The sequence below is a fragment of the Hymenobacter sedentarius genome, from assembly GCF_001507645.1.
Taxonomy (GTDB): domain Bacteria; phylum Bacteroidota; class Bacteroidia; order Cytophagales; family Hymenobacteraceae; genus Hymenobacter; species Hymenobacter sedentarius.
In genome coordinates, this window is record NZ_CP013909.1 from 67,679 (window position 1) to 86,093 (window position 18,415).

Below are 18,415 nucleotides of genomic sequence, written 5' to 3' on the forward strand. Positions count from 1 at the left end.
CAACCGGCTTAAGCGATGGCGCCTTCAGCCAGCACAATCACATTGTTGCGCAGCACTTCCACCACGCCGCCTTCGATGCGAATGGCTTCGCGGCCGGTCGCGCTGGTCAGCGTTACCTCGCCGGCGCGCAGGGCGGCAATCAGCGGGGCGTGGTTGTTCAGCACTTCAAACGAGCCATCGGCACCCGGAAACTGGGCCGACGTCACTTCGCCTTCGAATACCTTGCGGTCGGGGGTGATGATTTCTAAGTGCATTTTAATTTTCTGTCATGCTGAGCGGAGCGAAGCATCTTATCACGTTCGCGCCGCGTGGGTTTGTAATTCTGACGGAGAAAGCAACCGTGATAAGATGCTTCCTCCGTCAGCATGACAAACGGAATTACTTGGCTTCGGCAATCAGCTTATCGCCCTTCACCACGGCATCCTCGATGGTACCCACCAGGTTGAAGGCCGCCTCGGGGAGGTGGTCGTGCTTGCCGTCGATGATTTCGTTGAAGCCGCGGATGGTGTCCTTGATGTCAACGAGTACGCCTTGCAGGCCGGTGAACTGCTGGGCCACGAAGAAGGGCTGCGACAGGAAGCGCTGCACGCGACGGGCGCGGTTTACCACCTGCTTGTCCTCCTCGGAGAGTTCGTCCATACCCAGGATGGCGATGATGTCCTGCAGTTCTTTGTAGCGCTGCAGAATCTCTTTCACGCGCTGGGCGGTGTTGTAGTGCTCGTTGCCGATTACGTCGGCCGACAGGATGCGCGAAGTCGAGTCCAGCGGGTCCACGGCGGGGTAGATGCCCAGCTCGGAGATTTTGCGGCTCAATACCGTGGTGGCGTCCAAGTGAGCAAACGTCGTCGACGGAGCCGGGTCAGTCAAGTCATCGGCAGGCACATACACGGCCTGTACTGAGGTGATGGAACCGCGCTTGGTCGAGGTGATGCGCTCCTGCATGGCACCCATTTCGGTGGCCAGCGTGGGCTGGTAACCTACGGCCGAAGGCATCCGGCCCAACAGAGCCGATACTTCCGAACCCGCCTGCGTGAAGCGGAAGATGTTGTCGATGAAGAACAGGATGTCGCGGCCGGCACCGGTGCCGTCGCCATCGCGGAAGTTTTCGGCTACCGTGAGGCCCGAGAGGGCTACGCGGGCACGGGCTCCGGGGGGCTCGTTCATCTGGCCGAACACGAGGGTAGCCTGCGACTTGAGCAGTTCCGCCTCGTCCACTTTCGACAAGTCCCAGCCGCCTTCTTCCATCGAGTGCTTGAAGGCATCGCCGTACTTGATGATGTCCGACTCAATGAATTCACGCAGCAAGTCGTTGCCCTCGCGGGTACGCTCGCCTACGCCGGCAAACACCGACAGACCGGCGTAGGCCTTGGCGATGTTGTTTACCAACTCCATGATGAGTACGGTCTTGCCCACACCAGCACCACCGAACAAACCAATCTTACCGCCCTTCACATAGGGAGCCAGCAGGTCAATTACTTTAATGCCCGTGTAGAGAATCTCCGACGAGGTAGCCAGGTCCTCGAAGGGAGGCGCCAGGCGGTGAATCGGCAGCGGGCCGTCCGACTTGGGCTGCGGAATGCCGTCGATGGCTTGGCCGATAACGTTGAACAGACGGCCTTTGATGGCGTCGCCGGTGGGCATCGACATCGGCGCGCCGAGGTCGCGCACTTCGGCGCCACGGGTCAGGCCCTCGGTCGAGTCCATGGCAATGGTCCGAACCCGGTCCTCGCCCAAGTGCTGCTGGCATTCCAGCACCACCACTTGGCCGTTGTCTTTGGTTACTTCGAGCGCGTCGAGGATGTTGGGCAGCTTCGTGTTTTCACCCGCGAAGCTCACGTCCACTACGGGGCCGATGACCTGGGTGATTTTGCCGGTATTCGCCATTGCGATGTATTTATAATGAAGATGATGCGGTTTTCAGGCCGCAAAATTACGGCAGAAGCACGGCTTTTCCAACCCCTTTCGGTATAAGGCCCGCCTCCTCACTTTTGGGCCTCTCAAGGCACTTTACTCCGTGTAAATCAGCCTGCAATGAGTGTTTAGGCGCTTTACTCCGGCTTCCTGCTCAATTTTATTCAGAAAATTTTTCCACAAAAACTTGCCTCGAATTTTTCCGGTAGTACATTTGCACTCCCAAACGGCACGTAGCCCACTGGGAAATTGTCCGATGGTGTAACTGGCAACACGCTTGATTTTGATTCAAGAAAGTCCAGGTTCGAGCCCTGGTCGGACAACGACAAAGCTCGAGTAAACGAAAGGCGCTGGCTTCTCCAACTTCCGGAGTGGTCAGCGCCTTTCGCTTTTTCCACCCGGCCTCTCCCGTCGCCTCGCTGGCCCGAGCCTTACTGCGCTTCAACTTATTATTTCAGCACCTTCCCCTATGAAACAGGTCAAAATTTTTGCCGGAAATGCCTCACACGACTTGGCAGAGCGCATTGCCGAAGCGTATGGCACCCAGCTCGGCGACCTCAGCATCCAGCGCTTTGCCGACATGGAACTCGGCCCCAGCTTCAACGAGAGCGTGCGGGGCTGCGCGGTGTTCCTCATCCAGAGCACCAACCCGCCGGCCGAAAACCTGATGGAGCTGATGCTGATGGTGGACGCCGCCAAGCGGGCCTCGGCCCACTCCGTCAACATTGTGATGCCCTACTACGGCTACGCCCGCCAGGACCGCAAAGACAAGCCCCGCGTAAGCATCGGCGCCAAGGTGGTGGCCGATTTCATTCAGAGCGTGGGCACCAGCCGCCTGATGACCTGCGACCTGCACGCCGGTCAGATTCAGGGCTTCTTCGACATCCCCGTCGACCACCTCGACGGCGCCACCGTGTCGGCGCCCTACATCAAGTCCCTGAACCTTGAGAACCTCATCTTTGCCTCGCCCGACGTGGGCGGCGTGGTGCGCACCCGCGCCTTCGCCAAGAAGTTCGGCGCCGAAATCGTGGTCTGCGACAAAATGCGCCTGCGGGCCAATGAAATCGCCTCCATGCAGGTGATTGGCGACGTGACGGGCATGAACGTGGTGCTGGTGGACGACATCGTGGACACGGCCGGCACCATCTGCAAAGCCGCCGACCTGCTCATGGAGCGCGGCGCCCTGTCGGTGCGCGCGGTTATCACCCACCCCTTGCTCTCGGGTCCGGCCCACGACCGCATCCGCGAGTCGGCGCTGACCGAAGTAATTGTGTCGGACACGATTCCGTTGCGCCAAGAGAACCCCAAGATTCGTGTGATTTCGCTCGCTGATTTATTTGCCGCCGCCATCCGCAACGTGGTGACGCATGAGAGCATCAGCTCGCTGTTTGTGTAAACGGCCCTCAACTGGACGCTTCCGTTGAACTTGCCTAACGGGCACTTTCCTCTCATTTGGTTTTAGTCAAAACTGCACGATGCTTTTCGGAGATTTAGCCCTTTCGCAGCAATTGGAACTGACTGAAGCCCGCAGCAATGCGGCCATGGTGGAATCCCGGGCAAGGTTGTCGACGGAAGTGGGCGCAGCACATGCCATAATAGCGGGCACGTACGCTTGTTTCGACGGCCCCGGCTCACCCCTGACGCAAACCTTCGGATTGGGCTTGTTTGAGGTGCCCACAGCGGAGATTTTCGCCCAGCTCGAACGGTACTTTCGGGAACGCAAGGCTCCGGTTCTGCACGAAGTAAGCCCGTTAGCGGCCCCGGAAACGCTCCATCTACTAGGGAAGCGCGGATATCAGCCACTGGAGTTTACCAACGTCATGTATCGGCCTATCGAAGCGAGCGTGGACGACTTGGCCCCGTCGGCACTGCGCACCCGCCCTATTACGCCGGCAGAAGCCTTACTGTGGGCACAAACCTCAGCCCGCGGCTGGGGTGCCGAGTCGGAAGAGCTGGGCGCTTTTATGCTGGACTTTGCGCCGATAATCGCGCAAGCCCGCGGCATGCATGCATTCTTAGTAGAATCTGATGGGAAGGCCATTGCCGCCGGCAGCATGTTTATTGAGGGAAATGTGGTGCTATTGGCCGGCGCCAGCACGGTGTCCGAAGCTCGTGGGCAAGGTGCTCAACGCGCCTTGCTTACCAGCCGCTTGAACTGGGCGGCGCACCGAGGCTGTACGCTGGCCATGATGTGTGCGCAGCCCGGCAGCCAGTCGCAGCGTAATGCCGAGCGGGCGGGCTTCCAGGTAGCCTACACGCGGTTGAAATGGCAGTTGCCACCCGCGTGATTCGGAAGGCGGCTCGAAGGTCTTTCTGGCCGCATTCATTGGTATTCTGACAAATAGCGGCTACCTTTGCGGCCCGTTTCGGCAAGGTTGCCGGGGTGGTAAATCATTCCTAACCAAAGTTTTTATGAAAAGCCTCGAGATTGTAGGGTTTAAAAGAGCGAATCTCGGTAAAACGGACGCCAAGGCATTGCGCCTCGACGCTCAAGTACCGTGCGTGTTGTATGGCGGCAAGGACACCGTGCACTTCTCAGTGCCCGCTATCCTGTTCCGCGAGTTGTTGTACACGCCTGAGGCACACATTGTGGACCTGAACGTGGAAGGCACCATGTACAAAGCCATTGTGCAGGACGCGCAGTTTCACCCCGTGAACGAAATGCTCCTCCATGTTGACTTCCTCGAGCTGGAAGAAGGCAAAGAGGTGAAGATGGACATCCCCGTGAAATACGTAGGCGTGTCGCCGGGCGTACTCGCCGGTGGCAAGCTGGTGAGCAAGCTGCGCAAAGTGCGCGTGCGCGCCACCATGGACAACCTCCCCGACTACGTAGAAGTGAACATCAGCTCGATGGAGCTGGGCAAATCCATCAAGGTAGGTGCCGTGCAGCCGACGGGCTACACCATCCTGACCAGCGCGGAGGCTCCCATCGCCACCATCACCATCCCACGTGCGCTGAAAGGCGAACTGGCCGCTGGCAAGTAATTCCAGTTGCTGCCGCTTTATTTCTAACTTTCAGGAATAGGCAAGCAAATACAAAAAGCCGCTCCAATTTTGGGGCGGCTTTTTAGTTACCCCAAAATGCGTCGTGCCCCGGCCGGCAATTCCTTGTTGATTTTATGAAGTTTCTGGTTCTTTGCCTGGGCAACATTGGCCCTGAATACGCCGACACGCGCCACAACATCGGCTTCATGGTGGCCGATTATCTGGCGGCCAAGTTCGACGCGCCGCGCTTTGAAATCAGCCGCCATGCGTTCGTGACCGAATTCAAGCACAAAGGCCACACCTACACCCTGGTGAAGCCCACCACCTACATGAACCTCAGCGGCAAAGCGGCGGCCCACTGGCTGGCTACGCTAAAAATCCCGGTAGAAAACATGGTGGTGGTCACCGATGATTTGGCGCTGCCATTCGGCAAGTTGCGGCTGAAAGGCCAGGGCTCGGCGGGCGGCCATAACGGGCTGAAAGACATTCAGGCCACGCTGGGTACCGATATTTACGCCCGGCTGCGGTTTGGCGTAGATGCCAATTTTCCCAAAGGCCGCCAGGTCGATTACGTACTGAATCCTTTCTCGGCCGACGAATTAATTGAGCTACCGACGCGCATTGAGAAAGCGGCCGATGCCGTTTTAGCCTTCGGGGCCATGGGCCTGGAGCGGGCCATGAACGTGGTAAATGTGAAGTAAGTCGCAATTAATCGTTGTAATAAAAAAGCCCGGATGCACTGTGCAGCCGGGCTTTTTTATTACAACGATTAATTTTTAAACTACTCCGCTGCCATTGCGCACGGGCGTGCTGGGCTGCATCAAGGCCAGGCTGCCATCGGCGTTTTCGGCCATCAGCACCATGCCCTGGCTTTGGATGCCTTTGATTTCGCGCGGCGCCAGATTTAACAGCACCTGCACCTGCTGGCCAATTAGCGCTTCCGGGATAAAATGTTCGGCAATGCCGCTCACGATAGTGCGCTGCTCCAGGCCCAGGTCAATGGTGAGCTTTAGCAGCTTTTTGGTTTTGGCTACTTTTTCGGCGGCCACAATGGTGCCCACCCGCAAATCCATCTGGCTGAATTCATCAAATGACACGTCGGCTTTGGCGGGCGTCACGGGCGTATTCGCGAGCTGATTTTCTTTTTTCGTATCGAGCAGTTTTTGCACCTGCGCCTCAACGGTGGCATCTTCGATTTTGGCGAAGAGCAACGTGGCTTCGCGCAGTTCGTGGCCAGCCACCAGCGCATTTGGGCGGCCCGCACTGGCCCAATTTCCCAGCTCCAGGTTGAGCATGGTCGCCAGTTTCTGGGCCGATTCGGGGAGGAAGGGTTCCATTACCGGAGCCAGCGCCGCTGCAATTTGCAGGGCCACGTGGAGCACGGTACCGGTGCGGGCCGCATCGGTTTTAATCAGGTGCCAGGGCTGCGTTTCGGCCAGGTATTTATTGCCCAGGCGCGCCAAGTTCAGCACTTCGGCCAGCGCATCGCGGAAGCGGTAATTCTCAATTAGCTCGCCGATTTTCGCCGGGAATTCCGAGGCTTGAGCTAGCGTAACCCGGTCGAGGTCGTGCAATTCGCTTTTGGCCGGCACTTTGCCTTCAAAGAATTTGTGCGTGAGCACGGCGGCGCGGTTTACAAAATTGCCCAGCGTGGCAACCAGCTCATTGTTGTTGCGGGCCTGAAAATCCTTCCAGGTAAAGTCGTTGTCCTTGGTTTCGGGGGCGTTGGCGCACAGCACGTAACGAAGTACATCGGCCTGGCCGGGGAAATCAGCCATGTATTCGTGCAGCCAAACAGCCCAATTGCGCGAGGTGCTGATTTTGTCGCCTTCCAGATTCAGGAATTCATTGGCGGGCACGTTATCCGGCAGAATAAATTCGCCGTGCGCCTTGAGCATCGCCGGGAAAATAATGCAGTGAAAAACAATGTTGTCTTTGCCAATAAAATGCACCAGTTTGGAGCCAGCATCTTTCCAGTACAACTCCCACTCCTCCGGAAAAGCTTCTTTGGTGGCCGAGATGTAGCCAATGGGCGCATCAAACCACACATACAGCACTTTGCCTTCGGCACCGGCCAGGGGTACGGGCACACCCCAATCTAGGTCGCGCGTGACGGCGCGTGGGTGCAGGCCCTGGTCAATCCAGGATTTGCACTGGCCGTACACGTTGGTTTTCCAGTCGTTTTTATGGCCTTCAATTATCCATTCGCGCAGCCAGGGCTCGTACTGGTCGAGGGGCAAAAACCAATGCTTGGTATCGCGCAATATTGGTTGCGCACCGCTGAGCATGCTGCGCGGATTAATTAATTCCGTTGGGCTGAGCGAGGTGCCGCAGCGCTCGCACTGGTCGCCGTAGGCATTCTCATTGCCACAATTCGGGCAGGTACCCACGATGTAGCGGTCGGCCAGAAATTGCTGGGCCTGCTCGTCGAAATACTGCTGCGTGGTTTGCTCAATAAATTGACCAGCGGTGTTGAGCTTGGTGAAAAAGCTGCTGGAAACTTCGGCGTGCGTGGGCGACGACGTGCGCGAATACACATCGAACGACACATTAAAGTCGCGAAATGAATCGCGAATTAATGCGTGGTATTTATCCACCACTTGCTGGGGCGTAACGCCCTCTTTTTGGGCGCGAATGGTAATTGGAACGCCGTGTTCATCCGAGCCGCAAATAAATTTCACGTCACGCCCCGCCGAACGCAGATAACGAACATAGATATCGGCGGGTAAATAAACCCCTGCTAAATGGCCAATATGCACCGGGCCATTGGCATAGGGCAAGGCGGCAGTAACCGTGTAACGTTTAGGAAGATGCGACATATTTAACAAAAAGGAAACCTGTAAATAAGCTCGGTTTTATGGATGAAAATCAGCGAATATTACGGGGTGGAGCAAAGGAACGACAGAAAAAACACAGAATTAAATCAACAAAAAAAGTAAGCGAACCGTTTGATACTTAATTCATTTTATATTTGAGCGCGACTAATTAATGTCGCCGCGCAAAAGGCAGTATTGCTCTTCCTTTTTCCACCTCCATCAACCATTCTTTCAAATGAAAAAACCTGCTTCTCCGAAACAGACGGAAAAACGTGCGAAACGCACGCCGGAAGAAAAGGCCTCCCGCAAGTCAGCCAAAAAAGCAGGCCGGGCAGCATCGGTCCTCAACGAAGACCGCGCTGATAACAAGGCCAGCCAAAAGAAGACGCTCAAGACGGCCGCCAAGCAACTGCAAAAGGAGCTGAACAACCGTATGAACGAAGTGGTGACTCGCATCCGCAAAGAAACGAAGGCCAAGCTGAAGGAAGTAGTGAAGGAGGCCACGCGCCGCCTCGACGGCGACACGGAGCGCATGTTTGAGCAAGCCCTGCAAACCATCGTGCGGCATTATGATTCGGTATCGGGCGGCAGCAGCGCCGAAACCGGCCCGGCCGGCACCGGTAGCGAAACGGGTACCACCACGCGCAGCAGCAAAAAAGGCCAAACCCTGAACAAAGACGGCACGCCCCGCAAAACCCGCGCAACCGATGAAGCCGGGGAAGCCGAAGCGCCCAAAGCCCGAGGCCGCAAGCCCGGCACCACGGCCGCCGCTACCACTGGCGCCCCGCGCGGCCGCAAGCCCGTCGCTGCGGGTGCCGCCGCGCCCGCCAAGCGTGGGCCCAAGCCCGGCTCAACGGCCACGGGTGCCCGCCGGGGCCCCAAGCCGCGCGTACAAGCCGCCCCGGCACCCGCCGAGGCCCCGGAAGTTAACGACGTAATGAACAGCGCCGACAGCCCCAGCACCGGCGAAGTAAGCGCATAGCCTCCTACAGCGGCGAGACGCTCCCACCCTGAAAAAAGCCCGCCTCCAGTATCTGGAAGCGGGCTTTTTAATTTTGTTTAACTATCAGTGGAGCTGAATTACGGCCTCCGACGCAGGGTGTCGACGGGTGGGTCGTAGCGCAGGCGGTTGATGCGCGTTTCCGGTGGCGTGTTGTTGGGGTCGTTGGAATTGACGTTTTCGATGCGCTTCTGGCGGTTGATGTCGGCGGCTTGCTCGCCGAGGCGCACGCGGTTTGGGGTGGCGTCGGGCACGGCAGAATTGGTGCCTACGCCGTTGTTATAAATCGCGCGGCGGTCGGCGTCGGTGCGCACTTCGGTGGGAGCCGCCGAGGGCGCCGCGGTTTCGCCTTTTTGCTCGGTGGCCGTGCAGGCCGCTACCAGCACCGCCCCGATGGCGAGAAAGGCGCGACCTATGAAAACGCAAAACTTTACCATTGCCAAACGATTAAGAAATCAGCCCACTGTGGGCTGCCTGCTTCAAACGCGGGTTGGGGCGGCGGGGTTGGCGGTGCCAGGCCAAATGCTGTAGCCAGCTTTTACCGTCGCTAGCAACCGCCGAATGGGCAAAGTACCGGCGCCACATACTTCCCTGTGGTGTTGCATGAAGCACCGCAAATCCGCCACAGCCTAGGGACGGGAATGCAAGTCGTTGTTGGGAAAGCGGCGACGGGTAAAAGCCACTTCTTGCACAGGTATTCAATTGGGCCAGAAACTATGGCCATAAATCCCCAAGGCAATGCAATTATCTTCAATAAGTAAACGAGTACTCCGTTGGCCTTAAAAACAGCTAAAACAACAGCAGTTATAAGCGAAAAGCCCTCTGGCTTGGATTGCCAGGGGGCTTTCATTTGTGAATTGTGCTTGAATAACACCAAGGGCTCTACTTTTTCTTCTCAAACACGAGGGCGTTACCGTCCATGCAGTAGCGCTGGCCGGTGGGCTTGGGGCCGTCGTTGAAGACGTGGCCGAGGTGGCCGCCGCACTTGGCACACACAATCTCATCGCGGCTCATGCCGAAGGTATTGTCGGAAGCCACTTTTACGCTGTTGGCGGTGGCTGGCGCGAAGAAACTGGGCCAGCCGGTGCCCGATTCAAACTTGGTATCAGAGGTAAACAACAGGTTGTGGTCGGCGGCGCAGTAGTAGTTGCCGGCCTCGTGGTTGTCGTGGTATTTGCCGGTAAAGGGCCGTTCGGTGCCTTTTTCGCGCAGGATGAAGTACTGGTCGGGCGTGAGGACTTTTTTCCATTCGGCCTCCGTTTTCCGCACCGGAAACTCGTCGGGCTTGCCGGTAACTGGCTTGGGCTGAAAGTAAGTTTTGCCGCCTATCGTGCGCGCCGGAGGAGCGGTATTGACGGCCACGTCGCGCTTCTGCGAACAAGCCGTGTTGAGGGTGAGCGCCGAAACAAACAATAACAAGAGGGAAAAACGCATGGTTGGGGGTGAGATTATTGACAGGTGACCAACATACGACGCTGGGGTACGGTTCGGTCGGCGGGGTAGACGAAAAGCCGCCGGGAACCTTACGCCCCTGCTAATTGATTTAGGGCGACAAGCTTGGCTGCGCGCCGGCCGGTGCGGGTACTCGCCTTGGTTCGCGGTTTGTTAATAAGAGTGACACAAGGCTTTGCGCCTTTTTATCCGTACCTTTGCACCCGCAAAAACAACCCATATGGCCAACAATATTCGGAACATTGCCATCATCGCTCACGTTGACCACGGCAAGACCACCCTGGTGGATAAGATTATCCACGCATCCAAGATTTTCGACGCCCACCAGCACTTCGACGACCTGATTCTCGACGACAACCCCCTGGAGCGCGAGCGTGGCATCACCATCGTTTCCAAAAACGTATCGGTACGCTACAACGGCACCAAAATCAACATCATTGACACCCCTGGTCACGCCGACTTCGGCGGCGAGGTAGAGCGCGTGTTGAAGCTGGCCGATGGCGTGCTGCTGCTCGTGGATGCCTTCGAAGGCGCCATGCCGCAGACCCGTTTCGTGCTCGGCAAAGCCATTGCCTTGGGCCTGAAACCCATCGTGGTGGTGAACAAAGTGGACAAGGAAAACTGCCGTCCCGACGAGGTGCACGAGCAGGTTTTCGACCTCATGTTCAACCTCGGCGCTTCGGAAGACCAGCTCGATTTCGTGACCTTGTACGGGTCCTCGAAGCAGGGCTGGATGAGCACCGACTGGAAAGTTAAAACCGACAACCTGATTCCGTTGCTCGACGCCGTTATCTCGTCGATTCCGCCCGCGCCGACTTTGGAAGGCACGCCCCAGATGCAGATTACTTCGCTCGACTACTCGTCGTTCGTGGGTCGTATCGCCATCGGCCGCGTGCACCGCGGTACGCTGAAAGAAGGCTCGAACATGAGCCTGATGAAGGCCGACGGCAGCATCAAAAAAGTAAAAATCCGCGAGCTGCACGTATTTGAAGGCCTCGGCCGCGTGAAAGTGGCAGAAGTAAGCAGCGGCGAAATCTGCGCCGTGTCGGGCATCGAAGGCTTCGACATCGGTGACACGCTGGCCGACGCTGACAACCCCGAGCAATTGGAGCGCATCAGCATCGACGAGCCGACGATGAACATGCTGTTCACCATCAACAACTCGCCGTTCTTCGGTAAAGAAGGCAAGTTTGTGACCTCGCGTCACTTGCGTGACCGTCTGTTCAAGGAGACGGAGAAGAACCTCGCCCTGCGCGTAGAAGCCACCGACAAAGAGGACACCTTCCTCGTATTCGGCCGCGGCATTCTTCACTTGTCGGTTCTCATCGAGACCATGCGTCGCGAAGGCTACGAACTGCAGGTGGGCCAGCCCCAGGTGCTGTTCAAAGAGGACGAGAACGGCAAGCGCACCGAGCCCATCGAATTGCTGGTGGTGGACGTGCCCGAGGAATCGGCCGGTAAAGTAATCGAGCTGGTGAGCATGCGCAAAGGCGAAATGACCATCATGGAGCCCAAGGGCGACCTGCAGCACCTGGAGTTCACCATCCCGTCGCGTGGCCTGATTGGCCTGCGTAACAACGTGCTGACTGCCACCGGCGGTGAGGCCATCATGAACCACCGCTTTGTGGATTATGAGGAGCACAAGGGCCACATCCCTGGCCGTATCGCTGGTTCGCTGATTTCGCTGGAAACCGGTGCCGGCACCGCGTACACCATCGACAAGCTGCAGGACCGTGGTTCGTTCTTCGTGGACCCGGGTGAGGAAGTGTACGGCGGCCAGGTTATCGGCGAGCACACCCGCCCCAATGACTTGACGGTGAACATCCAGAAAGGCAAGAAATTGACGAACATGCGTGCCTCGGGTACCGATGACAACGCCAAGATTGTTCCTAAGCGTCAGTTCTCGCTGGAAGAAGCCATGGAATACATCCAGAAGGATGAGTACCTGGAAGTAACGCCAAAGTCGATTCGGATGCGCAAGATTCTGCTCGACGAAAACGAGCGTCTGCGCTACGCCAAGCAGGCTGACTAAGCTCTGTAATCGATTTATATTGAAAACGCCCAGCTCCGCACTCCGAAGCTGGGCGTTTTCAGTATAAATCGATTACGAATATTGGCTAATTGTTAGTTTTACTGATTATTCTCAGCCTACTCAATCTGATTTCCTTTCTTCTACGCTGCGCTTTATGCCTAAAAAATCTACCCTATTTCTACTCCTTCTCTTACTGATAGCTACCCGGTCGGGATGGGCTCAGTCTTCTGCTGATGTGATGACCGAACACCCGAGCAAAGACCAATACAAGCTTTCCCGCGCGGGTTTTGAGGATGCCTACGCTTTCAACGACACGGCGCGCGCCATTATCCGCCTGTATTACGCTAAGTGGAAAACCGGCCGCAGCATCATGCGCTTTGCTGCCATTCCGGTGCCGGTGATAACAGCTGTCGGGCGGCACTACGAGCCCAACCCGGCTACTTACGGCGCCTCCCCTAACTACAATGCCTATTACTACGACTCCTGGGTAGCTCCCATGGCATATAGCCTGCTGGGCGTGTCGGCATTCGGCGTAATCCGCGCCGTTAATAACGGGCGGGACCAACTGTATCAGGTTATCCGTCAATACCATGCCACGCGGCGGCTGCCGGCAGCGGTACGTCCGGCTGCCCTGATACCATACCTGGTGCAAGTGCAGCAGGAGGGCGTACTGCCCCACTAATCTTAATTTCTAATGAGTTTGATTCCATCTGAAACGTTGAGCCGCTTTGTGCAGCTTTTTACTCTGAATGACGCCGATGCTACCCAGCGAGTGAGCGAGCGGCTGGCGTTGGCTATCCAGGACCCAGCTGCTTACCAGGAGCAGTTTGCCGAGGAACTAGAGGAGCGCGGCATTGTGGCCCCGCTGCCGGCGCAGGAGCTGCGCGATATTGCTCTCATCGACGCGCTACTCGGCGAAGAACTAGCCTGGGAAAGCGACTGGAACGAAACCTCCGCAGAAATTGCCGATGGCATTAACGAGATACTAACGCGGCAAAAGACAACCCGGGCCCTGCTGCCGGCCGCCCTGCTCAAGCGCGGCCAGCCCGGCCCCGAGCAGCTCGATGCCGTGCAGGATGCTTTGGAATCACTGGGCCTTGCGCTGGTGCTGTTCTCGCTCGATAGCGACTCTTTTCCGCTGGGAGTGGTAGCCGACGCCCAAGCCGAAACAGCACGGCGCTTGGCCGCCGACCTAGGCTTCCAGCTGACGGTGTATTAGCAGAAAGGCGTTTTGTAGCCCAAGTAGCGCGCCTAGGTAAGCTGAACTATCAGCCAAAACAGGGGCAGGTTGTAGCTTACGAACCGAAACCCACCTCTGCTTGAGCCGCCCTATGCCTACCCTGAAAACCCTTGCCGCCGCCTTAGTGCTGCTGGCCACCCTTCCGGCCACGGCCCAAACCCGACAGGAATACCTACTGGATACCAACTGGAAATTCACGAAGGGCGAGGTAGCCGATGCCGCCGCTCCAGCTTTTCAGGATGCGAAATGGCAAACCGTGACCGTGCCGCACGATTGGGCTATTTACGGGCCTTTTGATGGCAAGAACGACCTGCAGGCCGTTAAAATTGAGCAGAACAACGAGCAGGCGGCGACGCTCAAAGCGGGGCGTACGGGCGGGCTGCCCTTCATCGGCACGGGCTGGTACCGGCGGCCGCTGGCGGTGCCGCAGTTTGGGCCCGGCCGGCGGGCCGTGCTGCTCTTTGACGGGGCGATGAGCAACGCGCACGTCTTTGTGAACGGCAAGGAGGTGGGCTACTGGCCGTACGGCTACAACTCGTTTTCCTTTGACATTACCTCCTACCTGCGGGCCGACGGCAACAACACGCTGGCCGTGCGCCTGCAAAACCAGCCGGAATCGTCGCGCTGGTACCCCGGCGCGGGGCTATACCGCAACGTGCATTTGATTGTGACCGACGACGTGCACATTCCGGTGTGGGGCACCTACCTGACCACGCCCGAAATCACCGCTAGCAGCGCCCAGGTAAAGCTCAAAACCAAGATTGAAACCCCAAGTGGGGCATTCCAACCGCTGCGGCTGCAAACCGAAATCCGGGATGCGGCCGGCCAGGTGGTGGCCACCACCACCACGGCGCTGGTAACCACTAACGCGTTGGAATTCGAGCAAAACCTGACGGTGCCCAACCCAAAGCTGTGGTCGCCGGAAACGCCGGTGCTGTACACGGCCGCCTCGAAGCTGTATGCCGGCGAGGTGCTGAAAGACGAGTATAGCACCCGGTTCGGCATTCGCTCGTTCAAGTTTGAGGCGGGCAAAGGGTTTTCGCTGAATGGCAAGGCCCGCAAGTTTCGGGGCGTGTGCAACCACCACGATTTGGGCCCGCTGGGCACCGCCGTGAACGTGGCCGCCCTGCGCCGCCAGCTGGCCTTGCTCAAGGAAATGGGCGCCGATGCCATCCGCACCTCGCACAACATGCCGGCGCCCGAGCTGGTGAGCCTGGCCGACGAAATGGGCTTTATGCTGATGGTAGAGGCCTTTGATGAGTGGAAAGCGCCAAAAGTGAAGAACGGCTACAGCCAATACTTCGACGAGTGGGCTGAAAAAGACCTGGTGAACATGGTGCACCGCGACCGCAACCACCCCTCGGTCATCATGTGGAGCATTGGTAACGAGGTGCCCGACCAAAGCAGCCCCAACGGTAGCCAGATTGCCAAGCGCCTGCAGGACATCGTGCACCGCGAGGACCCCACGCGCCTCGTGGCCGCGGGCATGGACCGCTTCGACGACGACTTCAAAAACAACTTTGCGCAGGTGCTCGACATCCCCGGCTTCAACTACAAGCCGCACCGCTACCCGGAAGCGCTGGGCCAGCTGCCGCAGGGCTTCCTGCTGGGTTCCGAAACCGCCTCCACAGTCAGCAGCCGCGGGGTGTACAAGTTTCCGGTGGTGAAGGCCAAGGAGAAGAAGTATCCCGACAACCAGTCGTCGTCGTACGACCTGGAATCCTGCAACTGGTCGCAAATTCCCGACGAGGAATTTGTGGCGCAGGACGACCAGCCCAAAGTGCTGGGTGAGTTTGTGTGGACCGGCTTCGACTACCTGGGCGAGCCCACGCCCTACGACGAAAAGTGGCCCTCCCACAGCTCCTACTTCGGCATCATTGACCTGGCCGGCCTGCCCAAGGACCGCTACTACCTCTACCGCGCCCGCTGGAATACAACTCAACCTACGCTGCACCTGCTCCCGCACTGGACCTGGCCCGGCCGCGAAGGCCAGCCTACGCCGGTGTTCTGCTACACCAGCTACCCGTCGGCTGAGCTGTTTGTGAACGGCAAAAGCCAGGGGCGCCAGACCAAGCTGGCCTCCGACCGGCCCGAAACGCGCTACCGCCTGATGTGGGAAGACGTGAAGTATGCCCCCGGCACGCTCAAGGTAGTGGCCTACGATGCCCAGGGCAACGCCGTGGCCACCGAGCAGGTGAAGACTGCCGGCAAGCCCCACCACATCCGCCTGGTGGCCGACCGCCCAGCCCTGACCGCCGACGGCCGGGACCTGGCCTTCGTGACGGCCCGCGTGGAAGACGCGCAAGGCAACCTCTGCCCCGATGCCGCCCATGAACTGCACTTTGCCGTGACGGGCGCGGGCAGCTTCCACGCCGTAGCCAACGGCGACCCGACGAGCCTGGAGTCATTCCAGCAGCCCCAGATGCGGGCTTTCCATGGCCAACTGGTGGCCGTAGTGGAGGCTGGCAAAACCGCCGGTGCCCTGCGGCTGCAGGCCACGGCCACCGGCCTGCAACCCGGCACCGTGGAGCTGAAAACGAGCAGCCCCAAATAAGCAGGCGGCTACCCGCGCTGCCGCACGGCCTCGAAGGTGAGCACGGCGGTGGCCACGCTCACGTTGAGCGAGTCGATGCGGCCGCGCATGGGCACGATGATGGTTTCGTCGCAGGCCGCGCGCAGCTGGGGCGTGAGCCCATCGGCTTCGGTGCCCATCACCAGGGCCGTGGGGCCGCGGAAGTCGCACTTGGTGTACGGATGGGCTTCGGGGGCCAGGGCCGCGGCGTAGCTGCGGATGCCTTTCTCTTGCAAAAACGTCAGGATATCAGCTACCGGCGCGGCCACCGTGGGCACCGTAAACACGCAGCCGATGCTGGCCCGGATAACGTTGGGGTTGAATAAATCGGTGCGCGGGTCGCCGATGAGCACAGCGTCGACGGGGGCGGCATCGGCCGTGCGGAGTACTGCGCCGAGATTGCCGGGCTTCTCCACGGCTTCGAGCACGATGACGAGGGGGTTGGGCGGCAGGCGCAGGTCGGCCAGGGTGCGGGCGGGGGTGCGCAGCACGGCGAGCAGGCCATCGGAGCCTTCGCGGTAGGCTACTTTTTCGAACACCGGGCGCGTGACTTCGAACCACTCAGGGGCCGCGGCGCTATCGGCAAATAGGCTTTGCAGGGCGGCCAGGCCGGTGTCGCCGGCCAGCTCGGGGCAGGTGTACACGGTGGCCACGGACACGCCGGCTTCCACGGCAATGGTGAGCTCGCGCAGGCCCTCTACCAGGGTGAGGCCCAGCGCGCGGCGCTCCGCCGATTTTTGCTGAAGGCGCAGCAGCTGTTTGATGCGCGGGTTTTGGGGGCTACTGAGGCGGTCGGAGGGGGCAAGCGGCATGGCCGCGAAGATACGGGCCCGGCGGCGCGGCCCAACCCTGGCCTAGGCGCCAGCGTAGGGCGGCCCATTACCTTCGCAACCAATGAAATCAAAAATTGACCGCAACATCGTCATCGGCTTTGCCCTGGCCATCGGCATTCTGCTGCTCACGGCGGCGGCCTCGTTCTGGAGCATCCGGGGCCTGAGCGTGCAAACGGCCCGCGTAGAGCATGCCTACCAGGTACTGCAGGAGGCCGAAACCATCACGGCTGTGCTGAAAGATGCCCAGGCCGGCACCCGCGGCTACCTGCTCACCGGCGACACCATGTACCTGCGGCCCTACAGCATTGCCACCGGCCAGCTGCCGGCCAGCCTTGAGCGCATCCAGGCCCTCACGGTGGACAACCCCGCCCAACGCGCGCGCCTCGATTCGCTGCGAATCCTAGTAGAACAGGAGTTCCGGATTCTGCGACCTCTCACGGAAATCAAAAAATCCATGAGCCGGGCGGCAATGCAAACCCTACTCGACACCGACCGCCAAACCCTGCGCCAGGTGCGCATCCTCTACGCCCGCATCAAAGACAGCGAGCTGGCGCTGCTGGCCCAACGCAGCGCGTTGCAGGATGTATTCGAGAAAGCCACGCCCATTGTGGTGCTGGTGTCGGCGGTGCTGGCCATCCTGATTGTGGTGTGGCTGGTGATAAAAATCGCGAAGGAGCTGGCCGACAACCGCCGCCTGCAGGGCGAGCTGGCCGATATCAACGCGGAAATCAGCCGACGCATCGCCCAAATCAGGGCGCTGGCCGAGCAAGTGGTGCAGGGCGACTACACGGTAAAAATCACCGACACGGCCGAGGATAACCTCGGCGGCTTGGCTACGTCCCTGAACCGCATGACCCAGACGCTGGACGCCAGCTTCAGTGCCCTGGAAAAACGCAACCAGGAGCTGGATCAATTCGCCTACGTGGCCTCGCACGACTTGAAGGCACCCCTGCGCGGCGTCACCACCATCGTAAAATGGATTGAAGACGAGCTGGCGGCCGAGCTCTCGCCCCAGCTGCGCACCTACCTCGACCAGATGAAGGGCCGGCTGGCGCGCCTGGAAGACCTGATAAACGGCCTGCTGGCGTATGCGCGGGTGGGCCGCACCGCCCAGACCACCGCCACCGTGAACGTAGCTCAACTGCTGGGCGAAGTAGCCGAACTGGTGGTACCGCCGGACTTTACCCTGCGTGTAGCCCCCGAGATGCCGAGCTTCATGACCGACCGGCTGGGCCTGCAGCAGGTGTTTACCAACCTGCTCAGCAATGCCGTGAAGTACCACCAGCGCGGAGCCGGCCACCTGGAAGTGACGTGCCGCGAGGCCGGTCCGTTTTACGAATTCCGGGTGCAGGACGACGGACCCGGCATTGCGCCGGAGTACCACCAAAAGATTTTTCTCCTATTTCAAACCCTGCGCGACCGGCATACGGCCGAAAGCACGGGCATTGGCTTAAGCATTGTGCAAAAGATTATTAACGAGCACCACGGCAGCATTCGCGTCGAATCGGTTCCGGGCCAGGGGGCTGGCTTTATCTTTACCTGGCCAAAGTAAACCTGCCCCGCGGGAACCCATC

General features: G+C 59.1%; 16 protein-coding genes and 1 tRNA gene. 11 read left to right on the plus strand and 6 right to left on the minus strand.

The features are described from left to right. Nucleotides 1–8: 8 nt before the first annotated feature. Nucleotides 9–254 (minus strand): ATP synthase F1 subunit epsilon, encoded by a 246-nt coding sequence (atpC, locus tag AUC43_RS00285; RefSeq protein ID WP_068188265.1) that lies wholly within the window; start codon nucleotides 252–254, stop codon nucleotides 9–11. Between the two features lie 124 nt (nucleotides 255–378). Beyond that, on the minus strand, nucleotides 379–1,884 hold the full coding sequence (gene atpD / locus AUC43_RS00290) for a F0F1 ATP synthase subunit beta (protein WP_068188267.1): 1,506 nt from the start codon (nucleotides 1,882–1,884) through the stop codon (nucleotides 379–381). 277 nt (nucleotides 1,885–2,161) lie between these two features. On the opposite strand from atpD, the gene AUC43_RS00295 reads away from it, so the two are divergent. The 5 genes from AUC43_RS00295 (at nucleotide 2,162) to pth (ending at nucleotide 5,597) form a co-directional block, all read left to right on the plus strand. Further along, a tRNA-Gln gene (locus tag AUC43_RS00295) sits at nucleotides 2,162–2,234 on the plus strand. 146 nt (nucleotides 2,235–2,380) lie between these two features. Further along, on the plus strand, nucleotides 2,381–3,307 hold the full coding sequence (locus tag AUC43_RS00300) for a ribose-phosphate pyrophosphokinase (RefSeq protein ID WP_068188270.1): 927 nt from the start codon (nucleotides 2,381–2,383) through the stop codon (nucleotides 3,305–3,307). 79 nt (nucleotides 3,308–3,386) lie between these two features. After that, on the plus strand, nucleotides 3,387–4,199 hold the full coding sequence (locus AUC43_RS00305; RefSeq protein ID WP_068188273.1) for a GNAT family N-acetyltransferase: 813 nt from the start codon (nucleotides 3,387–3,389) through the stop codon (nucleotides 4,197–4,199). A 124-nt stretch (nucleotides 4,200–4,323) separates the two neighbouring features. Next, nucleotides 4,324–4,896, plus strand: a complete 573-nt coding sequence (locus AUC43_RS00310; RefSeq protein ID WP_068188275.1) for a 50S ribosomal protein L25/general stress protein Ctc — start codon at nucleotides 4,324–4,326, stop codon at nucleotides 4,894–4,896. A gap of 134 nt (nucleotides 4,897–5,030) precedes the next feature. Further along, a complete protein-coding gene (gene pth / locus AUC43_RS00315) occupies nucleotides 5,031–5,597 on the plus strand; it encodes an aminoacyl-tRNA hydrolase (protein WP_068188279.1) in 567 nt (188 codons plus the stop codon). A gap of 75 nt (nucleotides 5,598–5,672) precedes the next feature. Here the strand turns inward: pth and metG are convergent, their stop codons facing one another. Continuing rightward, entirely contained in the window at nucleotides 5,673–7,715 is a 2,043-nt protein-coding gene (metG, locus tag AUC43_RS00320) for a methionine--tRNA ligase (RefSeq protein ID WP_068188284.1), read from the minus strand. 232 nt (nucleotides 7,716–7,947) lie between these two features. On the opposite strand from metG, the gene AUC43_RS00325 reads away from it, so the two are divergent. Further along, nucleotides 7,948–8,694, plus strand: a complete 747-nt coding sequence (locus AUC43_RS00325; RefSeq protein WP_068188287.1) for a hypothetical protein — start codon at nucleotides 7,948–7,950, stop codon at nucleotides 8,692–8,694. A gap of 98 nt (nucleotides 8,695–8,792) precedes the next feature. On the opposite strand, the gene AUC43_RS00330 is transcribed toward AUC43_RS00325, so the two are convergent. After that, entirely contained in the window at nucleotides 8,793–9,149 is a 357-nt protein-coding gene (locus AUC43_RS00330; RefSeq protein ID WP_068188291.1) for a hypothetical protein, read from the minus strand. A 445-nt stretch (nucleotides 9,150–9,594) separates the two neighbouring features. Next, the gene (gene msrB / locus AUC43_RS00335) at nucleotides 9,595–10,146 is read right to left on the minus strand and encodes a peptide-methionine (R)-S-oxide reductase MsrB (RefSeq protein WP_082684813.1); all 552 of its coding nucleotides are present in this window, start codon (nucleotides 10,144–10,146) and stop codon (nucleotides 9,595–9,597) included. Between the two features lie 238 nt (nucleotides 10,147–10,384). Here msrB and typA point away from each other — a divergent pair, with 238 nt between their 5' ends. The 4 genes from typA (at nucleotide 10,385) to galB (ending at nucleotide 15,990) form a co-directional block, all read left to right on the plus strand. Next, the gene (typA, locus tag AUC43_RS00340) at nucleotides 10,385–12,196 is read left to right on the plus strand and encodes a translational GTPase TypA (protein ID WP_068188294.1); all 1,812 of its coding nucleotides are present in this window, start codon (nucleotides 10,385–10,387) and stop codon (nucleotides 12,194–12,196) included. A 235-nt stretch (nucleotides 12,197–12,431) separates the two neighbouring features. Further along, nucleotides 12,432–12,878: a hypothetical protein gene (locus AUC43_RS00345; RefSeq protein WP_157780859.1), complete on the plus strand. Its 447-nt coding sequence runs from the start codon at nucleotides 12,432–12,434 to the stop codon at nucleotides 12,876–12,878. Between the two features lie 18 nt (nucleotides 12,879–12,896). Beyond that, nucleotides 12,897–13,415 carry a DUF6630 family protein gene (locus tag AUC43_RS00350; RefSeq protein ID WP_157780860.1) on the plus strand — a complete coding sequence of 173 codons (519 nt, stop codon included), beginning with the start codon at nucleotides 12,897–12,899 and terminating at the stop codon, nucleotides 13,413–13,415. Nucleotides 13,416–13,527: 112 nt separating this feature from the next. Beyond that, the gene (gene galB / locus AUC43_RS00355) at nucleotides 13,528–15,990 is read left to right on the plus strand and encodes a beta-galactosidase GalB (protein ID WP_068188300.1); all 2,463 of its coding nucleotides are present in this window, start codon (nucleotides 13,528–13,530) and stop codon (nucleotides 15,988–15,990) included. 8 nt (nucleotides 15,991–15,998) lie between these two features. Here the strand turns inward: galB and AUC43_RS00360 are convergent, their stop codons facing one another. Continuing rightward, on the minus strand, nucleotides 15,999–16,820 hold the full coding sequence (locus tag AUC43_RS00360; RefSeq protein WP_068188303.1) for a TrmH family RNA methyltransferase: 822 nt from the start codon (nucleotides 16,818–16,820) through the stop codon (nucleotides 15,999–16,001). Between the two features lie 82 nt (nucleotides 16,821–16,902). Here AUC43_RS00360 and AUC43_RS00365 point away from each other — a divergent pair, with 82 nt between their 5' ends. Next, nucleotides 16,903–18,393, plus strand: coding sequence for a sensor histidine kinase (locus AUC43_RS00365; protein WP_068188307.1), 1,491 nt, complete (start codon nucleotides 16,903–16,905; stop codon nucleotides 18,391–18,393). Nucleotides 18,394–18,415 lie beyond the last annotated feature (22 nt).